The 14992-nt window shown below is 71.0% G+C and carries 15 protein-coding genes; 5 read left to right on the plus strand and 10 right to left on the minus strand.

Annotated elements, in window-relative coordinates:
- Positions 1-68: 68 nt before the first annotated feature.
- Genes kdpB through ACWA14_RS01495 form a run of 4 tightly spaced genes read right to left on the minus strand, consistent with a single transcriptional unit; the run spans position 69 to position 4124 of the window.
- Entirely contained in the window at positions 69-2228 is a 2160-nt protein-coding gene (gene kdpB / locus ACWA14_RS01480) for a potassium-transporting ATPase subunit KdpB (protein WP_463795676.1), read from the minus strand.
- 2 nt (positions 2229-2230) lie between these two features.
- The gene (gene kdpA / locus ACWA14_RS01485) at positions 2231-3910 is read right to left on the minus strand and encodes a potassium-transporting ATPase subunit KdpA (protein ID WP_463795677.1); all 1680 of its coding nucleotides are present in this window, start codon (positions 3908-3910) and stop codon (positions 2231-2233) included.
- The gene (locus ACWA14_RS01490; RefSeq protein ID WP_463795678.1) at positions 3910-3999 is read right to left on the minus strand and encodes a potassium-transporting ATPase subunit F; all 90 of its coding nucleotides are present in this window, start codon (positions 3997-3999) and stop codon (positions 3910-3912) included. The genes kdpA and ACWA14_RS01490 overlap by 1 nt, the downstream gene beginning before the upstream one ends.
- Complete coding sequence (locus tag ACWA14_RS01495; RefSeq protein ID WP_463795679.1) at positions 3996-4124, minus strand: hypothetical protein; 129 nt, start codon at positions 4122-4124, stop codon at positions 3996-3998. The genes ACWA14_RS01490 and ACWA14_RS01495 overlap by 4 nt, the downstream gene beginning before the upstream one ends.
- 106 nt (positions 4125-4230) lie before the next feature.
- Here ACWA14_RS01495 and ACWA14_RS01500 point away from each other — a divergent pair, with 106 nt between their 5' ends.
- Positions 4231-5403, plus strand: a complete 1173-nt coding sequence (locus ACWA14_RS01500; protein ID WP_463795680.1) for an SLC13 family permease — start codon at positions 4231-4233, stop codon at positions 5401-5403.
- 39 nt (positions 5404-5442) lie between these two features.
- Here ACWA14_RS01500 and ACWA14_RS01505 read toward each other — a convergent pair whose 3' ends face one another.
- Complete coding sequence (locus ACWA14_RS01505; RefSeq protein ID WP_463795681.1) at positions 5443-7548, minus strand: APC family permease; 2106 nt, start codon at positions 7546-7548, stop codon at positions 5443-5445.
- Positions 7549-7695: 147 nt separating this feature from the next.
- Here ACWA14_RS01505 and ACWA14_RS01510 point away from each other — a divergent pair, with 147 nt between their 5' ends.
- The 4 genes from ACWA14_RS01510 (at position 7696) to ACWA14_RS01525 (ending at position 11072) form a co-directional block, all read left to right on the plus strand.
- Positions 7696-8394, plus strand: a complete 699-nt coding sequence (locus tag ACWA14_RS01510; RefSeq protein WP_463795682.1) for a GTP pyrophosphokinase — start codon at positions 7696-7698, stop codon at positions 8392-8394.
- Between the two features lie 86 nt (positions 8395-8480).
- Positions 8481-10112, plus strand: coding sequence for a molybdopterin-dependent oxidoreductase (locus ACWA14_RS01515; RefSeq protein ID WP_463795683.1), 1632 nt, complete (start codon positions 8481-8483; stop codon positions 10110-10112).
- A gap of 40 nt (positions 10113-10152) precedes the next feature.
- Positions 10153-10641, plus strand: coding sequence for a MogA/MoaB family molybdenum cofactor biosynthesis protein (locus ACWA14_RS01520; protein ID WP_463795684.1), 489 nt, complete (start codon positions 10153-10155; stop codon positions 10639-10641).
- Complete coding sequence (locus ACWA14_RS01525; protein WP_463795685.1) at positions 10638-11072, plus strand: molybdenum cofactor biosynthesis protein MoaE; 435 nt, start codon at positions 10638-10640, stop codon at positions 11070-11072. Before ACWA14_RS01520 ends, ACWA14_RS01525 begins: the two co-directional genes overlap by 4 nt.
- A 10-nt stretch (positions 11073-11082) precedes the next feature.
- On the opposite strand, the gene ACWA14_RS01530 is transcribed toward ACWA14_RS01525, so the two are convergent.
- The 5 genes from ACWA14_RS01530 to ACWA14_RS01550 form a co-directional block, all read right to left on the minus strand.
- The gene (locus ACWA14_RS01530) at positions 11083-11316 is read right to left on the minus strand and encodes a MoaD/ThiS family protein (protein WP_463795686.1); all 234 of its coding nucleotides are present in this window, start codon (positions 11314-11316) and stop codon (positions 11083-11085) included.
- A complete protein-coding gene (moaC, locus tag ACWA14_RS01535; protein ID WP_463795687.1) occupies positions 11313-11807 on the minus strand; it encodes a cyclic pyranopterin monophosphate synthase MoaC in 495 nt (164 codons plus the stop codon). Before moaC ends, ACWA14_RS01530 begins: the two co-directional genes overlap by 4 nt.
- Positions 11807-13039 carry a molybdopterin molybdotransferase MoeA gene (locus ACWA14_RS01540; protein ID WP_463795688.1) on the minus strand — a complete coding sequence of 411 codons (1233 nt, stop codon included), beginning with the start codon at positions 13037-13039 and terminating at the stop codon, positions 11807-11809. Before ACWA14_RS01540 ends, moaC begins: the two co-directional genes overlap by 1 nt.
- Complete coding sequence (locus ACWA14_RS01545) at positions 13036-13845, minus strand: HesA/MoeB/ThiF family protein (RefSeq protein WP_463795689.1); 810 nt, start codon at positions 13843-13845, stop codon at positions 13036-13038. The genes ACWA14_RS01540 and ACWA14_RS01545 overlap by 4 nt, the downstream gene beginning before the upstream one ends.
- 71 nt (positions 13846-13916) lie before the next feature.
- The gene (locus ACWA14_RS01550) at positions 13917-14813 is read right to left on the minus strand and encodes an esterase/lipase family protein (protein ID WP_463795690.1); all 897 of its coding nucleotides are present in this window, start codon (positions 14811-14813) and stop codon (positions 13917-13919) included.
- Between the last annotated feature and the right edge of the window lie 179 nt (positions 14814-14992).

Genomic DNA, 14992 nt, shown 5'->3' on the forward strand with positions numbered 1-14992 from the left:
TCGCTCGCTCAGGAACCGGGAGGTCCGCATCCTGAGCGAGGAGCGAAGCGACGAGACGAAGGACGAGGTCAGAAGCCCGGGATGAGGGAGACGGCGAGGTCGATCAGCTTGATGCCGATGAACGGGGCGATCACGCCGCCGAGGCCGTAGATCAGCAGGTTGCGCTGGAGGATCCGGCTGGCGCTCGCGGGGCGGTAGGTCACGCCGCGCAGCGCGAGCGGGATGAGGAACACGATCACGATGGCGTTGAAGATGATCGCGCTGGTGACCGCGGAGGCCGGGGAGTGCAGCTGCATCACGTTGAGCACCGCGAGCCCGGGGAACACCCCCATGAACATCGCCGGGATGATCGCGAAGTACTTGGCGATGTCGTTCGCGAGCGAGAACGTGGTGAGCGCGCCGCGGGTGATCAGCAGCTGCTTGCCGATGCGCACGATGTCGATGAGCTTGGTCGGATCGGAGTCGAGGTCGACCATGTTGCCGGCCTCCTTCGCGGCGGAGGTGCCGGTGTTCATCGCCACGCCGACGTCGGCCTGCGCGAGTGCGGGGGCATCGTTCGTCCCGTCACCGGTCATGGCGACGAGGCGTCCGCCCTCCTGCTCGCGCCGGATCAGTGCCAGCTTCTGCTCGGGAGTGGCTTCGGCGAGGTAGTCGTCGACCCCGGCCTCGGCCGCGATCGCCTTCGCCGTGAGCGGGTTGTCGCCGGTGATCATGACGGTGCGGATGCCCATGCTGCGCAGCTCGTCGAACCGCTCGCGCAGCCCGTCCTTCACGATGTCCTTGAGGTGCACGACACCGAGGATCCGCCCGGATGACGCGGCATCCGGCGTCATCACGGCGACCACGAGCGGCGTGCCGCCGCTCTCGGCGATCGCGTTCGTCCGGCTCGTGAGCTCGGCATCCGCCTCCGTCAGCCCGAGCCAGGCCTGCACCGCGGAGCCGGCGCCCTTGCGGATCTGCGTGCCGTCGGCGAGGTCGAGTCCGCTCATGCGGGTCTGCGCCGTGAAGGGCACGACCACCGCGTCCGTCGGCAGCTCGACGTGGATGCCGCGGGCGGCGGCGAGCTCGACGATCGAGGCGCCCTCGGGGGTCGGATCGGCGAGCGACGACAGGGCCGCGGTCCGCAGCAGCTCATCGGGGTCGACGTCGGGCATCCGCACCACCTCGTGTGCCCGGCGGTTGCCGTACGTGATGGTGCCGGTCTTGTCGAGCAGCAGCGTGGTCACGTCGCCGGCGGCCTCGACCGCGCGCCCCGACATCGCCAGTACGTTGCGCTGCACCAGGCGGTCCATCCCGGCGATGCCGATGGCCGAGAGCAAGGCGCCGATCGTGGTGGGGATCAGGCAGACCAGCAGGGCGATGAGCACCGGGATGCTGACCGGCGAGGCGGCGTACGCCGCGATGGGGTTGAGGGCGAGCACCACGATCACGAACACGATGGACAGGCTCGCGAGCAGGATGTTCAGGGCGATCTCGTTGGGGGTGCGCTGGCGGCTGGCGCCTTCCACGAGGGCGATCATGCGATCGACGAAGGTCTCGCCCGGCTTCGAGGTGATGCGCACCAGGATGCGGTCGGACAGCACGCGGGTGCCACCCGTGACGGCGCTGCGGTCGCCGCCGGACTCGCGGATCACCGGGGCGCTCTCGCCCGTGATCGCGGATTCGTCGACGGTCGCGATGCCCGCGATGATGTCGCCGTCGCCCGGGATCAGATCTCCCGCCTCGACCAGGACCACGTCGTCGCGCTGCAGCTCGGCCGATGAGACCTCGACGGTCTCGACATCGGCGAAACCGGCATCCGCCGCGGGGCGCAGCACCCGCCGCGCCATGGTGCTCGTGCGGGTCTGGCGCAGACTCGCGGCCTGCGCCTTGCCGCGCCCCTCGGCCACGGATTCGGCGACGTTCGCGAACAGGACCGTGAGCCACAGCCACACCGCGATGCCCGCCGTGAACAGGGGAGGGACCGCGGTGCCGCCGGACTCGCCCGGCCCGCCGAGGAACGGCTCGGCGATCGCGAGCACGGTCGTGAACGCCGCGCCGACCCAGACCAGCAGCATGACCGGGTTGCGCACGAGGGCGGCCGGGTTCAGCTTGCGCAGTGCTCCGGGCAGGGCCTGGACGAGCGCGGCCCAGCCGAAGGTGCGGGCGGGTGCGACGGTCGCGGACGCTCCCTCGGTCGTCGAGCGAGCGGAGTGAGACGAGACGTCGGTGTCGATGTTCGTGTTCATGGTCAGACGAGTCCTTCGGCGAGCGGGCCCAGGGTGAGCACCGGGAAGTAGGTGAGCGCGGTGACGATGACCGTCACGGCGAGGAGCAGGCCGACGAACTGCGGCCGGTGGGTGGGAAGCGTGCCGGATGTCGCGGGCACGCGCTCCTGTGCGGCGAACGCACCGGCCAACGCCAGCACCAGCACGATCGGGATGAACCGACCCAGCAGCATCGCCACGCCCAGGGCGGTGTTGAACCACGGCGTGTTGGCGGTCAGACCCGCGAAGGCCGAGCCGTTGTTGTTCGCGGCCGAGGTGAAGGCGTAGAGCACCTCGCTCATGCCGTGCACCCCGGGGTTCAGGATGCTGGTCGCCTCCACGTCGGCGCGGATGCCGGGGATCGCGAAGCTCAGCGCGGTGCCACCCAGCACGAGCGCGGGCACCACGAGGATGTACAGGCTCGCGAGCTTGATCTCCTTCGGGCCGATGCGCTTGCCGAGGTACTCGGGGGTGCGTCCGACCAGCAGGCCGCCGACGAACACCGCGATGATCGCGAGCACGAGCATGCCGTAGAGCCCCGAGCCGACGCCGCCGGGGGCGACCTCGCCGAGCATCATGTTCAGCATCGGCATCATGCCGCCGAGCGCCGTGTACGAGTCGTGCATCGAGTTGACCGCACCCGTCGAAGTGAGCGTGCTGGCGCTGCCGAACAGCGTGGATCCGAGGATGCCGAAGCGCTGCTCCTTGCCTTCCAGCGCCGCTCCGGCCAGCTCGGGCGCCGTGCCGCGTCCGGCCAGTTCGAGCGCCGAGAGCGCGAAGGTCGAGATCAGGAAGATCGTGCCCATCACGGCCGCGATCGCGTATCCCTGACGGTGGTCGCCGATCATGCGGCCGAAGGTGCGCGGCAGCGAGAAGGGGATCGCGAGGATCAGCAGGATCTCGAACAGGCTCGTCCACGCGGTCGGGTTCTCGAACGGGTGCGCCGAGTTCGCGTTGAAGAAGCCGCCGCCGTTCGTGCCGAGCAGCTTGATGGCCTCCTGCGAGGCGACGGGGCCGCCGGGGAGGGTCTGGGTCGCACCCGAGACCGTGGTGATCTCGGTGAAGCCGGCGAGGTTCTGCACGACGCCGCCGGCCAGGAGCACGAGAGCCGCGATCACCGAGAGGGGCAGCAGCAGGCGTCCGAGTCCGCGGAAGAGGTCGACCCAGAAGTTGCCGATCGTGGTCGATCCGCGACGGGCGAGAGCACGGGTGAGCGCGATGGCGACCGAGAGACCGACCGCGGCCGAGACGAAGTTCTGCACCGTGAGGCCCGCGAACTGCACGACGTAGCCCATGGTCTGTTCGGGCGAGTAGGACTGCCAGTTGGTGTTGGCCACGAACGAGGCCGCGGTGTTGAACGCCAACCCCTCGGGGACGGCGGGCAGTCCCAGCGATTCCGGCAGGAACGCCTGCAGGCGCTGCAGACCGTAGACGAGGACCATGCCGACGACCGAGAACGCGAGCACGCTGCGTGCGTATGCCCGCCACGTCTGCTCGGACGAGGGATCGACGCCGACCAGGCGGTAGAGACCGCGTTCGACTCGGCTGTCGCGGGCCGAGGTGTAGACGCGGGCGATGTAGTCGCCGAGGGGACGATAGAGCAGGACGAGCGCGGCGATGAGCACCGCGGCCTGGAGGATGCCGAACCAGATCTGCGCGCTCATCAGAACTTCTCCGGGGCGACGAGGGCGATCACGAGGTAGACGACGGCGCCGAGTGCGAGCGCGGCGGCGACGATTCCGAAGACGATCACAGTCGCTCCACCCCCTTCGCGATCAGGGAGACGAGGGCGAACAGCGCGAAGGTCAGCGCGAGGTAGATGATGTCGAGCACGAGTCGATACAACTCCCCGAGACAGGGGCGAACCGCGATCCTCACGGTTCCCCTACGCCTGCGCCGTCAACGCATGCGGATTGCTCACGGCATCCACGGCTCCCCCTGTTCTCGGGGTGCGGCACCGGGGATCTATGCTCTCGGAGTGGGTGTGACGAGGCGGCGGATCGGAGCGGGGACGGGAATCGTCCTGGCGCTGATCGTCCTTGCCGCCGTGTGCGTGGTCAGCGGGCTGCTCCCACCCGCGGATGCCGGTGCCCTCGGTGCTCGCATCGCGCCCGTGCTGGGCTTCGTCGTCGCGATCACGATCGTCGCCGAACTCGCCCGCGATGCCGGCGTCTTCGATGTGCTCGCGCAGCGTCTCGCGCGTGCGGGTCGCGGCCGGGTCGCCGCGCTGTGGGCCTCCGTGGTCGTGCTCGCGGTCGTGAGCACGGTGTTCCTCTCGCTCGACACGACGGCCGTGATCGTGACCCCGGTCGTCGTGGTGCTGGCGCAGAGCGTCGGCGTCTCGCCCCTGCCGTTCGCGCTCGCCACCGTGTGGTTGGCGAACACGGCCTCTCTCGCGCTTCCCGTCTCGAACCTGACCAACCTGCTGGCCGCCCCCGCGATCGGCGCCGAGCCCGCCGCCTTACTCGCCCTGAGCTGGGCGCCGACGCTCGTCGGCGTGCTGATCCCGGTGGCGATCCTCACGGTGATGCACCGCCGGACCCTGTTCGGCGCATACCGGGTGCCGCCGCCGGGCACGCCGTCCGACCGCACCCTGTTCTGGGGAGCCGCCGCGCTGCTGATCGTGCTCCTGCCGCTCCTCACCCTGACGCACGACGTATGGATCCCCGCCACGGCCGCCGCGCTGCTCATGGTCGTGCTGTTCGCGGTGCGCCGCCGGCACGTGCTGCGGCTGACGCTGGTGCCCTGGCAGGCGCTCGGGCTCGCCGCCGCGCTGTTCGTGCTCGTGGAGACCGCGCACGCCGGCGGCCTCCTGGACTTCCTGCTGTCGATCGCCCCGGAGGGGCACGGCGTCGGGGAGCTGCTGCGGTTGGCCGCCGTCGGCGCGCTCGCCGCGAACGGCGTGAACAACCTGCCCGCCTACCTGATCCTCGAGCCGGCCGCGACCGACCCCGTCGCGCTGATGGCGCTGCTGATCGGGGTGAACCTCGGCCCGCTCGTCACGCCCTGGGCGTCGCTGGCGACCCTGCTGTGGCACCACCGGGTCGTGTCGCTCGGCGTCGACATCCGCTGGGGGCGCTTCATGCTCTGGGGTCTCGTCGTCGCGGTGCCGACGGTGCTGGTGGCGACGCTCGTGCTCGTTCTCGTCTCCGGCTGAGGCGCCGCCGGTCGTCGTCGCCGCCCGTCGTCCCCGGGGTCAGTCCTCCGGCGGACCTTCCGGCCGGTGCGCGCGCCGGCCGGTGACGATGACCGGGCGCCCCGCGCGCTCCTGTCCGGGCAGCGGACGCGAGCGCCGGCCGTAGATCAGCTCGGAGGAATCGAGCAGCCACGGCACCAGCGTGACCGAGACGCCGTGCACGAGCATCAGCTGGTTCGCCATCCGCCGCGCACGCCGGTTGTGCAGGAACGACTCCCACCAGTGCCCCACGATGTACTGCGGCAGGTACACGGTCACGACGGACGAGCCGTGCGTGGCGCGGTACTGCGTGATGAACTGCGCGACCGGCTGCGCGAACGACCGGTACGGCGACTCGAGGATCACGAGGGGGATGGGCATCGCGTGGTCCGCCCACTGCTTCTGCAGGTCGGTGGCGGTCGCGGCATCCACGGCGACATGAACCGCGATGGTCTTGCTGTGCTTCGCCGCGACCGCGTAGTCGACGGCCTTCACGACCGGCTTCTGCAGGCGGCTGACCAGCACGAGCGCGACATCGCCCGTGGCGCCGAAACGGGTGGTGTCGTCGATCTCGATCTCGTGCTCCACGTCACGGTAGTACCGCTTCACCCCCAGCATCAGGAAGGCGAGGATCGGGATCGCGAAGAACACCAGGTACGCGCCGTGCGTGAACTTCGTGACGGTCACGATCAGGAGGACGGCCACCGTCATCGCGGCGCCGGCCGAGTTGATGATGAGCCCGATCTTCGCCGAACGGCGGTCGGATGCCGATGCCCCGTCGATCCCGGAACCCGGTGTCGCCTCGGCGGGCCCGCGCAGCACCCGCCGCCAGTGCCGCACCATGCCGATCTGCCCCAGCGAGAACGACACGAAGACGCCGATGATGTAGAGCTGGATCAGGGTCGTGAGTCGCGCCTGGAACACCACCAGCACGATCACCGCGCCGATGCCGAGCAGGATCATGCCGTTCGAGAACACGAGCCGGTCGCCGCGGGTGTTGAGCGACTTGGGGGCGTAGCCGTCGCGCGCGAGCACCGCCCCCAGCAGGGGGAAGCCGTTGAACGCGGTGTTCGCCGCGAGCAGCAGCACGCAGGCCGTGGCCGCCTGCACGATGAAGAAGAGGATGCTGCCGCCGCCGAAGGTCGCGCTCGCGATCTGCGCCATCAGGCTGGGCTGCGGGGTCGAGCAGTCGAACCCGATCAGATCGCAGGGGTTCTCGGCGTAGTGCACCCCGGTGATCAGGGCGAGGGCGGTGAGACCCGCGAACAGGCACGCCGCGATCGACCCCATCAGCACGAGCGTCGACTGGGCGTTGCGCACCTTGGGGGCGCGGAAGGCCGGCACCCCGTTCGACACGGCCTCGACCCCGGTGAGGGCCGAGCATCCGCTGGAGAACGCGCGCAGGATGAGCAGGATCACGGCGGCCTGACTGAGGTTCTCGGCCTGCACGGAGAACGCGGCGCTCGACGCGACCGGGGCATCGCCCAGCACGGTGCGGAAGAGGCCGGTCACGATCATGACGCCGACGGAGGCGATGAACACGTAGGTCGGGATCGCGAACACCAGGGACGCCTCGCGCACGCCGCGCAGGTTCACGATGATGATCAGGATCACGAAGCCCACGGCGAGTTCGACGCGCGCCGGGTCGAGAGCCGGCACGGCGGAGATGATGTTGTCGACGCCCGAGGCCACCGAGACCGCCACCGTCAGCACGTAGTCCACCAGCAGCGCGGCCGCGACGATCACGCCGGGGATCTCGCCGAGGTTCTTCGAGGCCACCTCGTAGTCGCCGCCGCCCGAGGGGTAGGCCTTGATGAGCTGGCGGTAGCTGAGCACCACCACGATCAGCAGCAGCACGACCGCTGCGGCGACGAGCGGCGTGAACGACAGGAACGTGAGTCCGCCGATCAGCAGGATCATCACCAGCTCCTGCGGCGCGTAGGCCACCGAGCTCAGGGCGTCCGACGCGAAGATCGGCAGCGCCATGCGCTTGGGGAGCAACTGGTCGTCGACCTCCTCGCTCGTGAGCGGGTCGCCGATCAGGATGCGCTTGGCCAGCGGCGGGGCATCCGTGCTCTTTCGGGTTTCGTCTGACACGTCGGCCGACACTACGCTCACCGACGGCATCCGCACGGAATCCTCACGGAATCCCTACGGCTGCGTCGTGGCCCCTCACGGAATCCTCACGGGGGTCGGGAACCGATCGTGTCCGGCTTCCGCGACGCATCGACGATGCACAGCGGTTTCCGATCACGAACCCGTAACGTCGATGACATGACGACCCTGCAGGTCACCGAGGACTCCATCCGCAAGACGCGCGAACTGCGTGACGAGTTCCAGCGTTTCCTGCGCGAGTACGAGTTCGGGATGCGCGAGGTCGAGACCAAGATCTCGATCCTGCGCGACGAGTTCACGCACGACCACGCGTACAACCCGATCGAGCACGTGAAGAGTCGGCTGAAGACGCCCGACAGCATCGTCGAGAAGATCGCGCGCAAGGGCATCGACGAACCCGATTTCGCCCGCATCCGCTCCGAGATCACCGACATCGCCGGCGTGCGCGTGACCTGCAGCTTCGTCGCCGACGTCTACCGCCTGTTCGATCTGCTCACCCAGCAGGACGACGTGACGGTGCGCGTGGTGAAGGACTACATCGCGACGCCGAAGGCGAACGGCTACAAGAGCCTGCACGCGATCATCGAGGTGCCGGTCTTCCTCTCCACGGGGCCGCTGTCGGTGCCGGTCGAGGTGCAGTTCCGCACCATTGCGATGGACTTCTGGGCCAGCCTCGAGCACAAGATCTACTACAAGTTCTCGAATCAGGTGCCCTCGCATCTCGTGGACAGCCTGACGGATGCCGCGGCCGCCGCCTCGGAGCTCGACACGCGCATGGAGCGGCTGCACCGCGAGGCCCACGGCGAGTCGCACCGGAAGCTCGCGCCGCCGCCGCCCCCGCACGTCGTCGGGGTCTGAGGGCCTCAGGCGGATCCATTCGATCCGATCGCCCTCCGTCTCCGAACAACCCGGAGAACACCGCACCGGTGTAGGAGGAGACGACCATGGCGCAGCGCAGCAGTGGCAAGAGATTCATCGCATGGGCCGCCCTCGCGGGCGTGATCAGCGGAGGGGTCTTCCTCGCGACAGCCGAGCTCTTCGCGCTGCTGTTCGCGCGCGCGGCCAGTCCCATCCTCGCGGTGGGCGGTTTCGTGATCGACATCGTGCCGCAGCCCTTCAAGGAGTTCGCGATCGCGACCTTCGGCGAGTACGACAAGATCGCCCTGCTCGCGGGCCTGGGGCTCGCGGTGGTCATCGCCTCTGCGATCGCCGGCATCCTGCAGCTGGTCAAGCCTCCGCTCGGCGTGATCGCCCTGGTCGTGGCCGGCGCGCTCTCGACCGCCGCGATCGTCACCCGAGCCGGTGTCACGGCCCTCGCGTTCCTGCCCCCGGTGCTCGGCACCGTCGCAGGCTCCGTCGTCCTCGTGCTCCTCGCCCGTCGTCTGCGCGCCTGGCGGTCCTCCGCCGTCGCCGCCGCCCCGGCGGTCACGGAGGACAAGAAGGACAAGGCGGACAACCCTCTCACGAAGCCCGCCGACACGGGCGAGGTCGCGGCGTCCCCGGCCGGCATCGACCGTCGGCGCTTCTTCGTGCTGTCCGCGATCGCCGGAGCCTCCGCCGTCATCGTCGGCGTCGCCTCGCGCGTGGTCAGCACCACCGTCTCCTCGGTCGAGACCCTGCGCGACGCCCTCAAGATCCCCAGCCCGCGCACGAAGGTCACCGTCCCCGACGGCGCCGAGCTCGACGTGCCCGGTCTCAGCAAGCTCTTCACGCCGAACGAGGACTTCTACCGCGTCGACACCGCGCTCACCGTCCCGTCGATCGACCCCGAGACCTGGCGGCTCGTGATCGATGGCATGGTCGACCAGCGGGTCGAGATGAGCTTCCAGGACATCCTCGACATGGGTCTCGACGAATACGCGATCACCCTCACCTGCGTCTCGAACGAGGTCGGCGGCGAGCTGGTCGGCAACGCGATGTGGCTCGGCGTGCCGTTGCGCGACGTGCTGAAGAAGGCGGGCGTGAAGTCCGGTGCCGACATGGTGCTCTCGCGCAGCGTCGACGGCTACACCGCGAGCACGCCGCTCTCGGCCCTGACCGACGACAACCTCGACGCGATCCTCGCGGTCGCCATGAACGGCGAGCCCCTGCCCCTCGAGCACGGCTTCCCGGTGCGCATGGTGGTGCCGGGCCTGTACGGTTACGTGTCGGCGACCAAGTGGCTCACCGAGCTCAAGGTCACGACCTTCGCCGACGACGAGGCCTACTGGACCCCGCGCGGGTACAGCGCCGAGGCGCCGATCAAGTTCTCCTCGCGCGTCGACACCCCCAAGATCGGCGAGGCCGTCGCGGCCGGCAAGATCCCGATCGCCGGCGTCGCCTGGGCGCAGTCCGTGGGCATCGAGCGCGTCGAGGTCAGCATCGACAACGGGGACTGGGTTCCCGCGACGCTGTCGACGCCCATCAACGACGACACCTGGGTGCAGTGGCTCATGGAGTGGGATGCCACCCCGGGGACCCACTACGTCGCCGTGCGGGCGGTCAACAAGAACGGCGACCTGCAGATCGAGGAACGTGCCCCGATCGCTCCCGACGGCTCCTCGGGCTGGCAGCGCTCGCTGATCCGCGTCTCGTGAGGCCCGGTGCGGCGTCGTGCCCACCCTCTAGGGTGGAGCCATGACGTCGCTCCCCGCCTGCGTGATCACCGTCTCCGACCGCTCGTTCTCGGGTGAGCGCGAGGACCGCGGCGGGCCCATCGCCGTCGGACTCCTCCGCGACGCCGGCTGGCATTGCCCGGACGCCGAGATCATCCCGGACGGCGCGAGTTCCGTCGCCGACGCGTTGCGCCGAGCCGCCGCGCGCGGCATCCGCCTGATCGTGACGACCGGCGGCACGGGGGTCGGCCCCCGCGATCTCACCCCCGAGGGCACGCGCTCCGTGATCACCCGGGAGGTGCCGGGCATCGCCGAGGAGCTGCGCCGGAGCGGACTCAGCGACACCCCGCTGTCGGTGCTGTCCCGCGGCCTCGCCGGCATCATCGATCCCGCGGGCGCGCTCGTGGTGAATCTTCCCGGGTCCACGCGTGCCGTGGCATCGGGCATGCCCCTCGTGCTCGGCGTCGCCGCGCACATCGTGGATCAGGTACAGGGCGGAGACCACACATGAACGACGTACGTCTGGCAGCGGTGAGCGAGCAGGACCTCGACCTGGATGTGCATCTGCGCGCGGTGGAGGATCCGCGCCTGGGCGCCGTCACGACCTTCGTCGGGCGGGTGCGCGACAACGACCCGGACGCGCAGACCCCGGTGGTCGGGCTGGAGTACAGCGCGCATCCCGACGTCGAGGCGACGCTGCGTCGCATCGCGGAGGAGGCCGGAGCCGACGCCGCGGCTCCCGCCGTCGTGGCGGTGAGTCACCGCATCGGCCGGCTGGAGGTCGGCGATGCGGCCGTGGTCATCGCGGTCGCCTCCGAGCACCGCGCCGAGGCCTTCGAGGTCTGCCGCGCGGTCATCGAGGCCATCAAGCAGGACCTGCCGGTGTGGAAGCGTCAGCTCGAGTCCGACGGCACGACCGCCTGGAAGGGCATCGGGGGCTGAAGGACGGGCCTCAGCCGCCCGCGAAGGGCGGCAGCACGTCGATCAGCTGTGCCGCCTCAAGCGGACGGTCGTCGTCGGCGCGCACGCCGTCGACCATGACCGCGCAGCGCGGAAGGATGTCGGCGAGCGCCGGGTGCGCGGCCACGACCGCCGTGCGGAGGGCGAGCAGCGTCGGCTCCCCGCGCTCCTCGGAGTCGACACCCGCGGCCTCGGCGGCGGCCGCGAAATAGCGCACACGGGTCATGATGCCTCACCCGCCGCGGTCTCCCCGGGGCGCACCCAGTCGCCCGAGCGTCCGCCGGACTTCGCGACGATGCGCACGTTCTCGATCACGACCGTGCGATCGACGCCCTTGATCATGTCGACCACGGCCAGCGCGGTCACCGACACGGCCGTGAGCGCCTCCATCTCGACGCCGGTGCGGTCGGCCGTGCCCACGGTGGCCTCGATCCGCACGCCGTCGTCGACGATGTCGAGCTCGACGCTCGCGCGGTGCACGCCGATCACGTGCGCCAGGGGCAGCAGCGCGGGGGTGGACTTCGCGGCCTGGATGCCGGCGATGCGGGCCACGGCGAGCACGTCGCCCTTCGGCATCGTGCCGTCGCGGAGCGCGGCGATCACCGCGGTGCTGCACCGGACGAAGCCGCGTGCGGTCGCGGTGCGCACGGTCGGCTGCTTGGCGGTGACGTCGACCATGTGCGCGCGGCCGGCGGCGTCGAGATGCGGAAAGCTCATCAGACCAGCATGACATCGATCGGGTCGCCCACGGCGACCGCGGTGACCTCGGCGGGCACGATCGCGAAGGCGTGCGCGCGCGCGAGTCCGCCGGCGAGGTGCGAGCCCGAGCCGCCGGCCGTCGCGGGGCGCACGGTGCGTGCGACGAGATCGACGACGGCGGGCAGGTACTGCCGCCGGCCGGGGGGAGGGGTCCAGGCGGCATCGGCGGTGAACGGTGCCGTCGCGCGGTGGATGCCGGTGCGGCCCTGCAGTGCGAGCAGGGCGGGGCGCACGAAGACCTCGAACGACACCGCGACGCTGACGGGGTTGCCCGGCAGCCCGAACACGAGGCACCCGGAATCCAGCACGCCGAAGGCCTGCGGCTTGCCCGGCTGCATCGCGACCCCCGCGAACTCGACCTCACCGCGACCGTCGAAGGCGCCGCGCACGGGCTCGTAGGCGCCGGCGCTCACTCCCCCGGAGAACACGATCACGTCGGCACCCCGGGCGATGGCGTCGGCGGTCACAGCCCTCACCGCGTCGGCGTCGTCCGGCACGCGCGCGATGTGCACGACCTCGGCGTCGGCATCGCGCACGAGCTGCGCGAGCAGCGGTCCGTTGGAATCCGGGATGCGGCCGCGGGTGGCGGGCTCGCCCGGGGCGAGCAGCTCGCTGCCGGTGGAGATGACCGCCACACGCGGGGCGCGGGTCACGCGGACCTCCGAGACCCCCGCGGCCACGGCCGCCGCGATCTGGAACGCGCCCAGTCGCTCGCCCGCGTGCACGACCGTGTCACCCGCGTGCAGGTCCGCCCCGCGCCGACGCACGAAGGCGCCGGGCTTCGCCGGAGCGCGCAGCACCCGCACCTCGCCGAGAGAGTCGGCCAGGCCGCCCGCGGTGTCCTCGAAGGGCACGATCGCATCGGCATCCGTGGGGCAGGCCGAACCGGTCATGATGCGCGCGGCCTCACCGGCGCCCAGCGCGGGGTCGGCGTCGGTGCCGGCGGGGAGATCGGCGACGACCCGCAGTGTCACGGGATGCTCGGGCGATGCCGTCGCGACATCCGCGGCGTGCACCGCGAAGCCGTCCATCGCGGAGTTGTCGAACAGGGGGATGTCGTGCGCGGCGGCGGCGGGTTCCGCGAGCGTGCGCCCCGCAGCATCCCCGATCGCGCGCGTCTCCGCCTCGAGCACCCGCACGGCGGCGAGCACACGGGCGAGCTGCTCCTCGACCGTGCGCAGCGCGCTCATGCCGACACCTCCGTCGCGGCGGTCGACGAGGGGGGAGCCGACGAGGGAGCGGCGGCGCGGACGGCGACCTCGTGCTGGCGGCCCGTGAGCGCGTCGATCAGCGCCAGACGGCCGAGCAGGGGGGTGCCGGCGCCGGTGATGAGCTTGACGACCTCGCCGGACAGCATCCCGCCCACCTGCACGCACAGTGCGCCGAGCACGCCGACCTGTGCGCAGCTGGGAGGTTCGCCCTCGGTGCCCAGCGGGAACAGGTCGGTCAGCACGACCGGGTCGCCTGCGGGCGGGGCGGACCAGAAGACGGTGGCCTGCGCGTGCCACTCCTGCACCGCACCCCACACCAGCGGAACGCCCAGGGATTCGGCGGCGGCGGCGACCGCGCGGCGGGTGGCGAACGAGTCGCTCGTGTCGACCACCACATCGGCGCCCGCGAACAGGGCTTCGGCGTTGGCGGCATCGAGCCGTTCGGAGATCTGGGTGACCGCGGTGTGCGGGGCGAGCGCCGTGATCGCACGCGCGGCCGAGGCGGTCTTGGGGGTGCCGATGTCTTCCACGCGGTGCGCGAGCTGGCGCTGCAGATTCGTCAGCTCCACGACGTCGTCGTCGATCACCGTGAGCGATCCGACGCCGGCCGCCGCGAGAGCGAGCAGCACGGGGGAGCCGAGCCCGCCCGCCCCGACGACGGTGACGCGGGCCGCGTTCAGACGGCGTTGCCCCTCCTCGCCGATGCCGGCGAGGACCGCGTGCCGGGCGGTGCGGACGAGTTCGGCGGGCTCCAGGGCCGGCGCGGGTGCGACGAGAGGGTGCATGGGTTCAGGGTATGCCCGGAAGCGGCGGGGCCGACGAGGGCGCGGGGCGGTGTCTGCGACGGGCCGGGTGTTCAGGCGCGGAGGGCGTCGTCGACGACCGCGAACACCTCGGGGTCCCACGTGAGCGCGCGCTCCCAGGGCAGCGCGAACGCGTCGGCGAAGAAGATGCTGTGCACGTCGTCGTCGAAGCTGTGCCGCACGACATCGGGCAGCACCGCGGGGGACACCTCGTCGGCGCGAGCGCTCCGGCGGGCGACGAGACCGTCGTGCGGCCACAGCAGGCCCGGTTCGGTAGCCGCGTGGAAATACCCCGCACCCACGGCGGTGACGGCCACGGCATCGAGCACGCCGGCCTGCGTCGCGTTCCACTCCCGCAGGAAGCGGTGGGAGACCTGGTCGGCCGCGCCCTGGGAGTTCTCGGCCGCATAGCTGCGCGATCGCTCCAGGATCTGCGTGGTTCCCGGATCTCCGTGCGCGTCGGCGATCGCGATGTCCTCGGAGAGCACGTCGCCGAGCAGCGACCCGTCCCAGGGCGTGCCCAGGGTGACCAGGCGACGGATCGACGGGCCGTCCCCGTGCAGCTCACGGATCGCGGCACGGGAGAACAGCCCGCCCATCGAGTGCGCCACGAGATCGACGTCGGTGATCCCGTGCTCCTCGCCGAGCCATCGCAGGAACGCGGCCAGGCGGACACCACCGTCGTCGATCGTGCCGACCGCATTGACCGTGACCTCGGCGGGCAGGACGAGGGGGACGTCGGCGAACCCCTGCCATCCGGCATCCTCGCGCACCTCGCCCTCGCCGAGGCGGGCGGGGGCGGTGAACACGGAGGCACCGCGACCGAGCAGATGCGCGCGGAGGGCGGTGAGCGTGTTCCCGGCGGCGAGACCGGAGCCGGCGGCGCGGTCGGGGTCGGTGAACGGGGTCACGGCGGCACCGCCGGACACGAGGACGACGGCTGCGGCCATGGGCGCTCCTTCTCGAGGACGTACGCGGCAAGGATAGGGCAGAACGGCGTCCGTGCCCGGCGGCGTGGGGGTGACGGCCGTCGGGGTGCAGCGAGGACGATGGCCCGATATGCCGCCGCTATCGACGCTCATGCGGAGGAAATCAGCGTGGTGATCCGCATCTGCGGTAGTGTCATGGC

The organism is Microbacterium sp. TW_SC_2, assembly GCF_055361165.1.

Excerpts from the sequence above, each read along its gene's own strand:
- kdpB (WP_463795676.1), bottom strand. The coding sequence starts at position 2,228 with ATGAACACGAACATCGACACCGACGTCTCGTCTCACTCCGCTCGCTCG.
- kdpA (WP_463795677.1), bottom strand. The coding sequence starts at position 3,910 with ATGAGCGCGCAGATCTGGTTCGGCATCCTCCAGGCCGCGGTGCTCATC.
- ACWA14_RS01505 (WP_463795681.1), bottom strand. The coding sequence starts at position 7,548 with ATGCCGTCGGTGAGCGTAGTGTCGGCCGACGTGTCAGACGAAACCCGA.
- ACWA14_RS01510 (WP_463795682.1), top strand. The coding sequence starts at position 7,696 with ATGACGACCCTGCAGGTCACCGAGGACTCCATCCGCAAGACGCGCGAA.
- ACWA14_RS01515 (WP_463795683.1), top strand. The coding sequence starts at position 8,481 with ATGGCGCAGCGCAGCAGTGGCAAGAGATTCATCGCATGGGCCGCCCTC.
- ACWA14_RS01520 (WP_463795684.1), top strand. The coding sequence starts at position 10,153 with ATGACGTCGCTCCCCGCCTGCGTGATCACCGTCTCCGACCGCTCGTTC.
- ACWA14_RS01525 (WP_463795685.1), top strand. The coding sequence starts at position 10,638 with ATGAACGACGTACGTCTGGCAGCGGTGAGCGAGCAGGACCTCGACCTG.
- ACWA14_RS01530 (WP_463795686.1), bottom strand. The coding sequence starts at position 11,316 with ATGACCCGTGTGCGCTATTTCGCGGCCGCCGCCGAGGCCGCGGGTGTC.
- moaC (WP_463795687.1), bottom strand. The coding sequence starts at position 11,807 with ATGAGCTTTCCGCATCTCGACGCCGCCGGCCGCGCGCACATGGTCGAC.
- ACWA14_RS01540 (WP_463795688.1), bottom strand. The coding sequence starts at position 13,039 with ATGAGCGCGCTGCGCACGGTCGAGGAGCAGCTCGCCCGTGTGCTCGCC.
- ACWA14_RS01545 (WP_463795689.1), bottom strand. The coding sequence starts at position 13,845 with ATGCACCCTCTCGTCGCACCCGCGCCGGCCCTGGAGCCCGCCGAACTC.
- ACWA14_RS01550 (WP_463795690.1), bottom strand. The coding sequence starts at position 14,813 with ATGGCCGCAGCCGTCGTCCTCGTGTCCGGCGGTGCCGCCGTGACCCCG.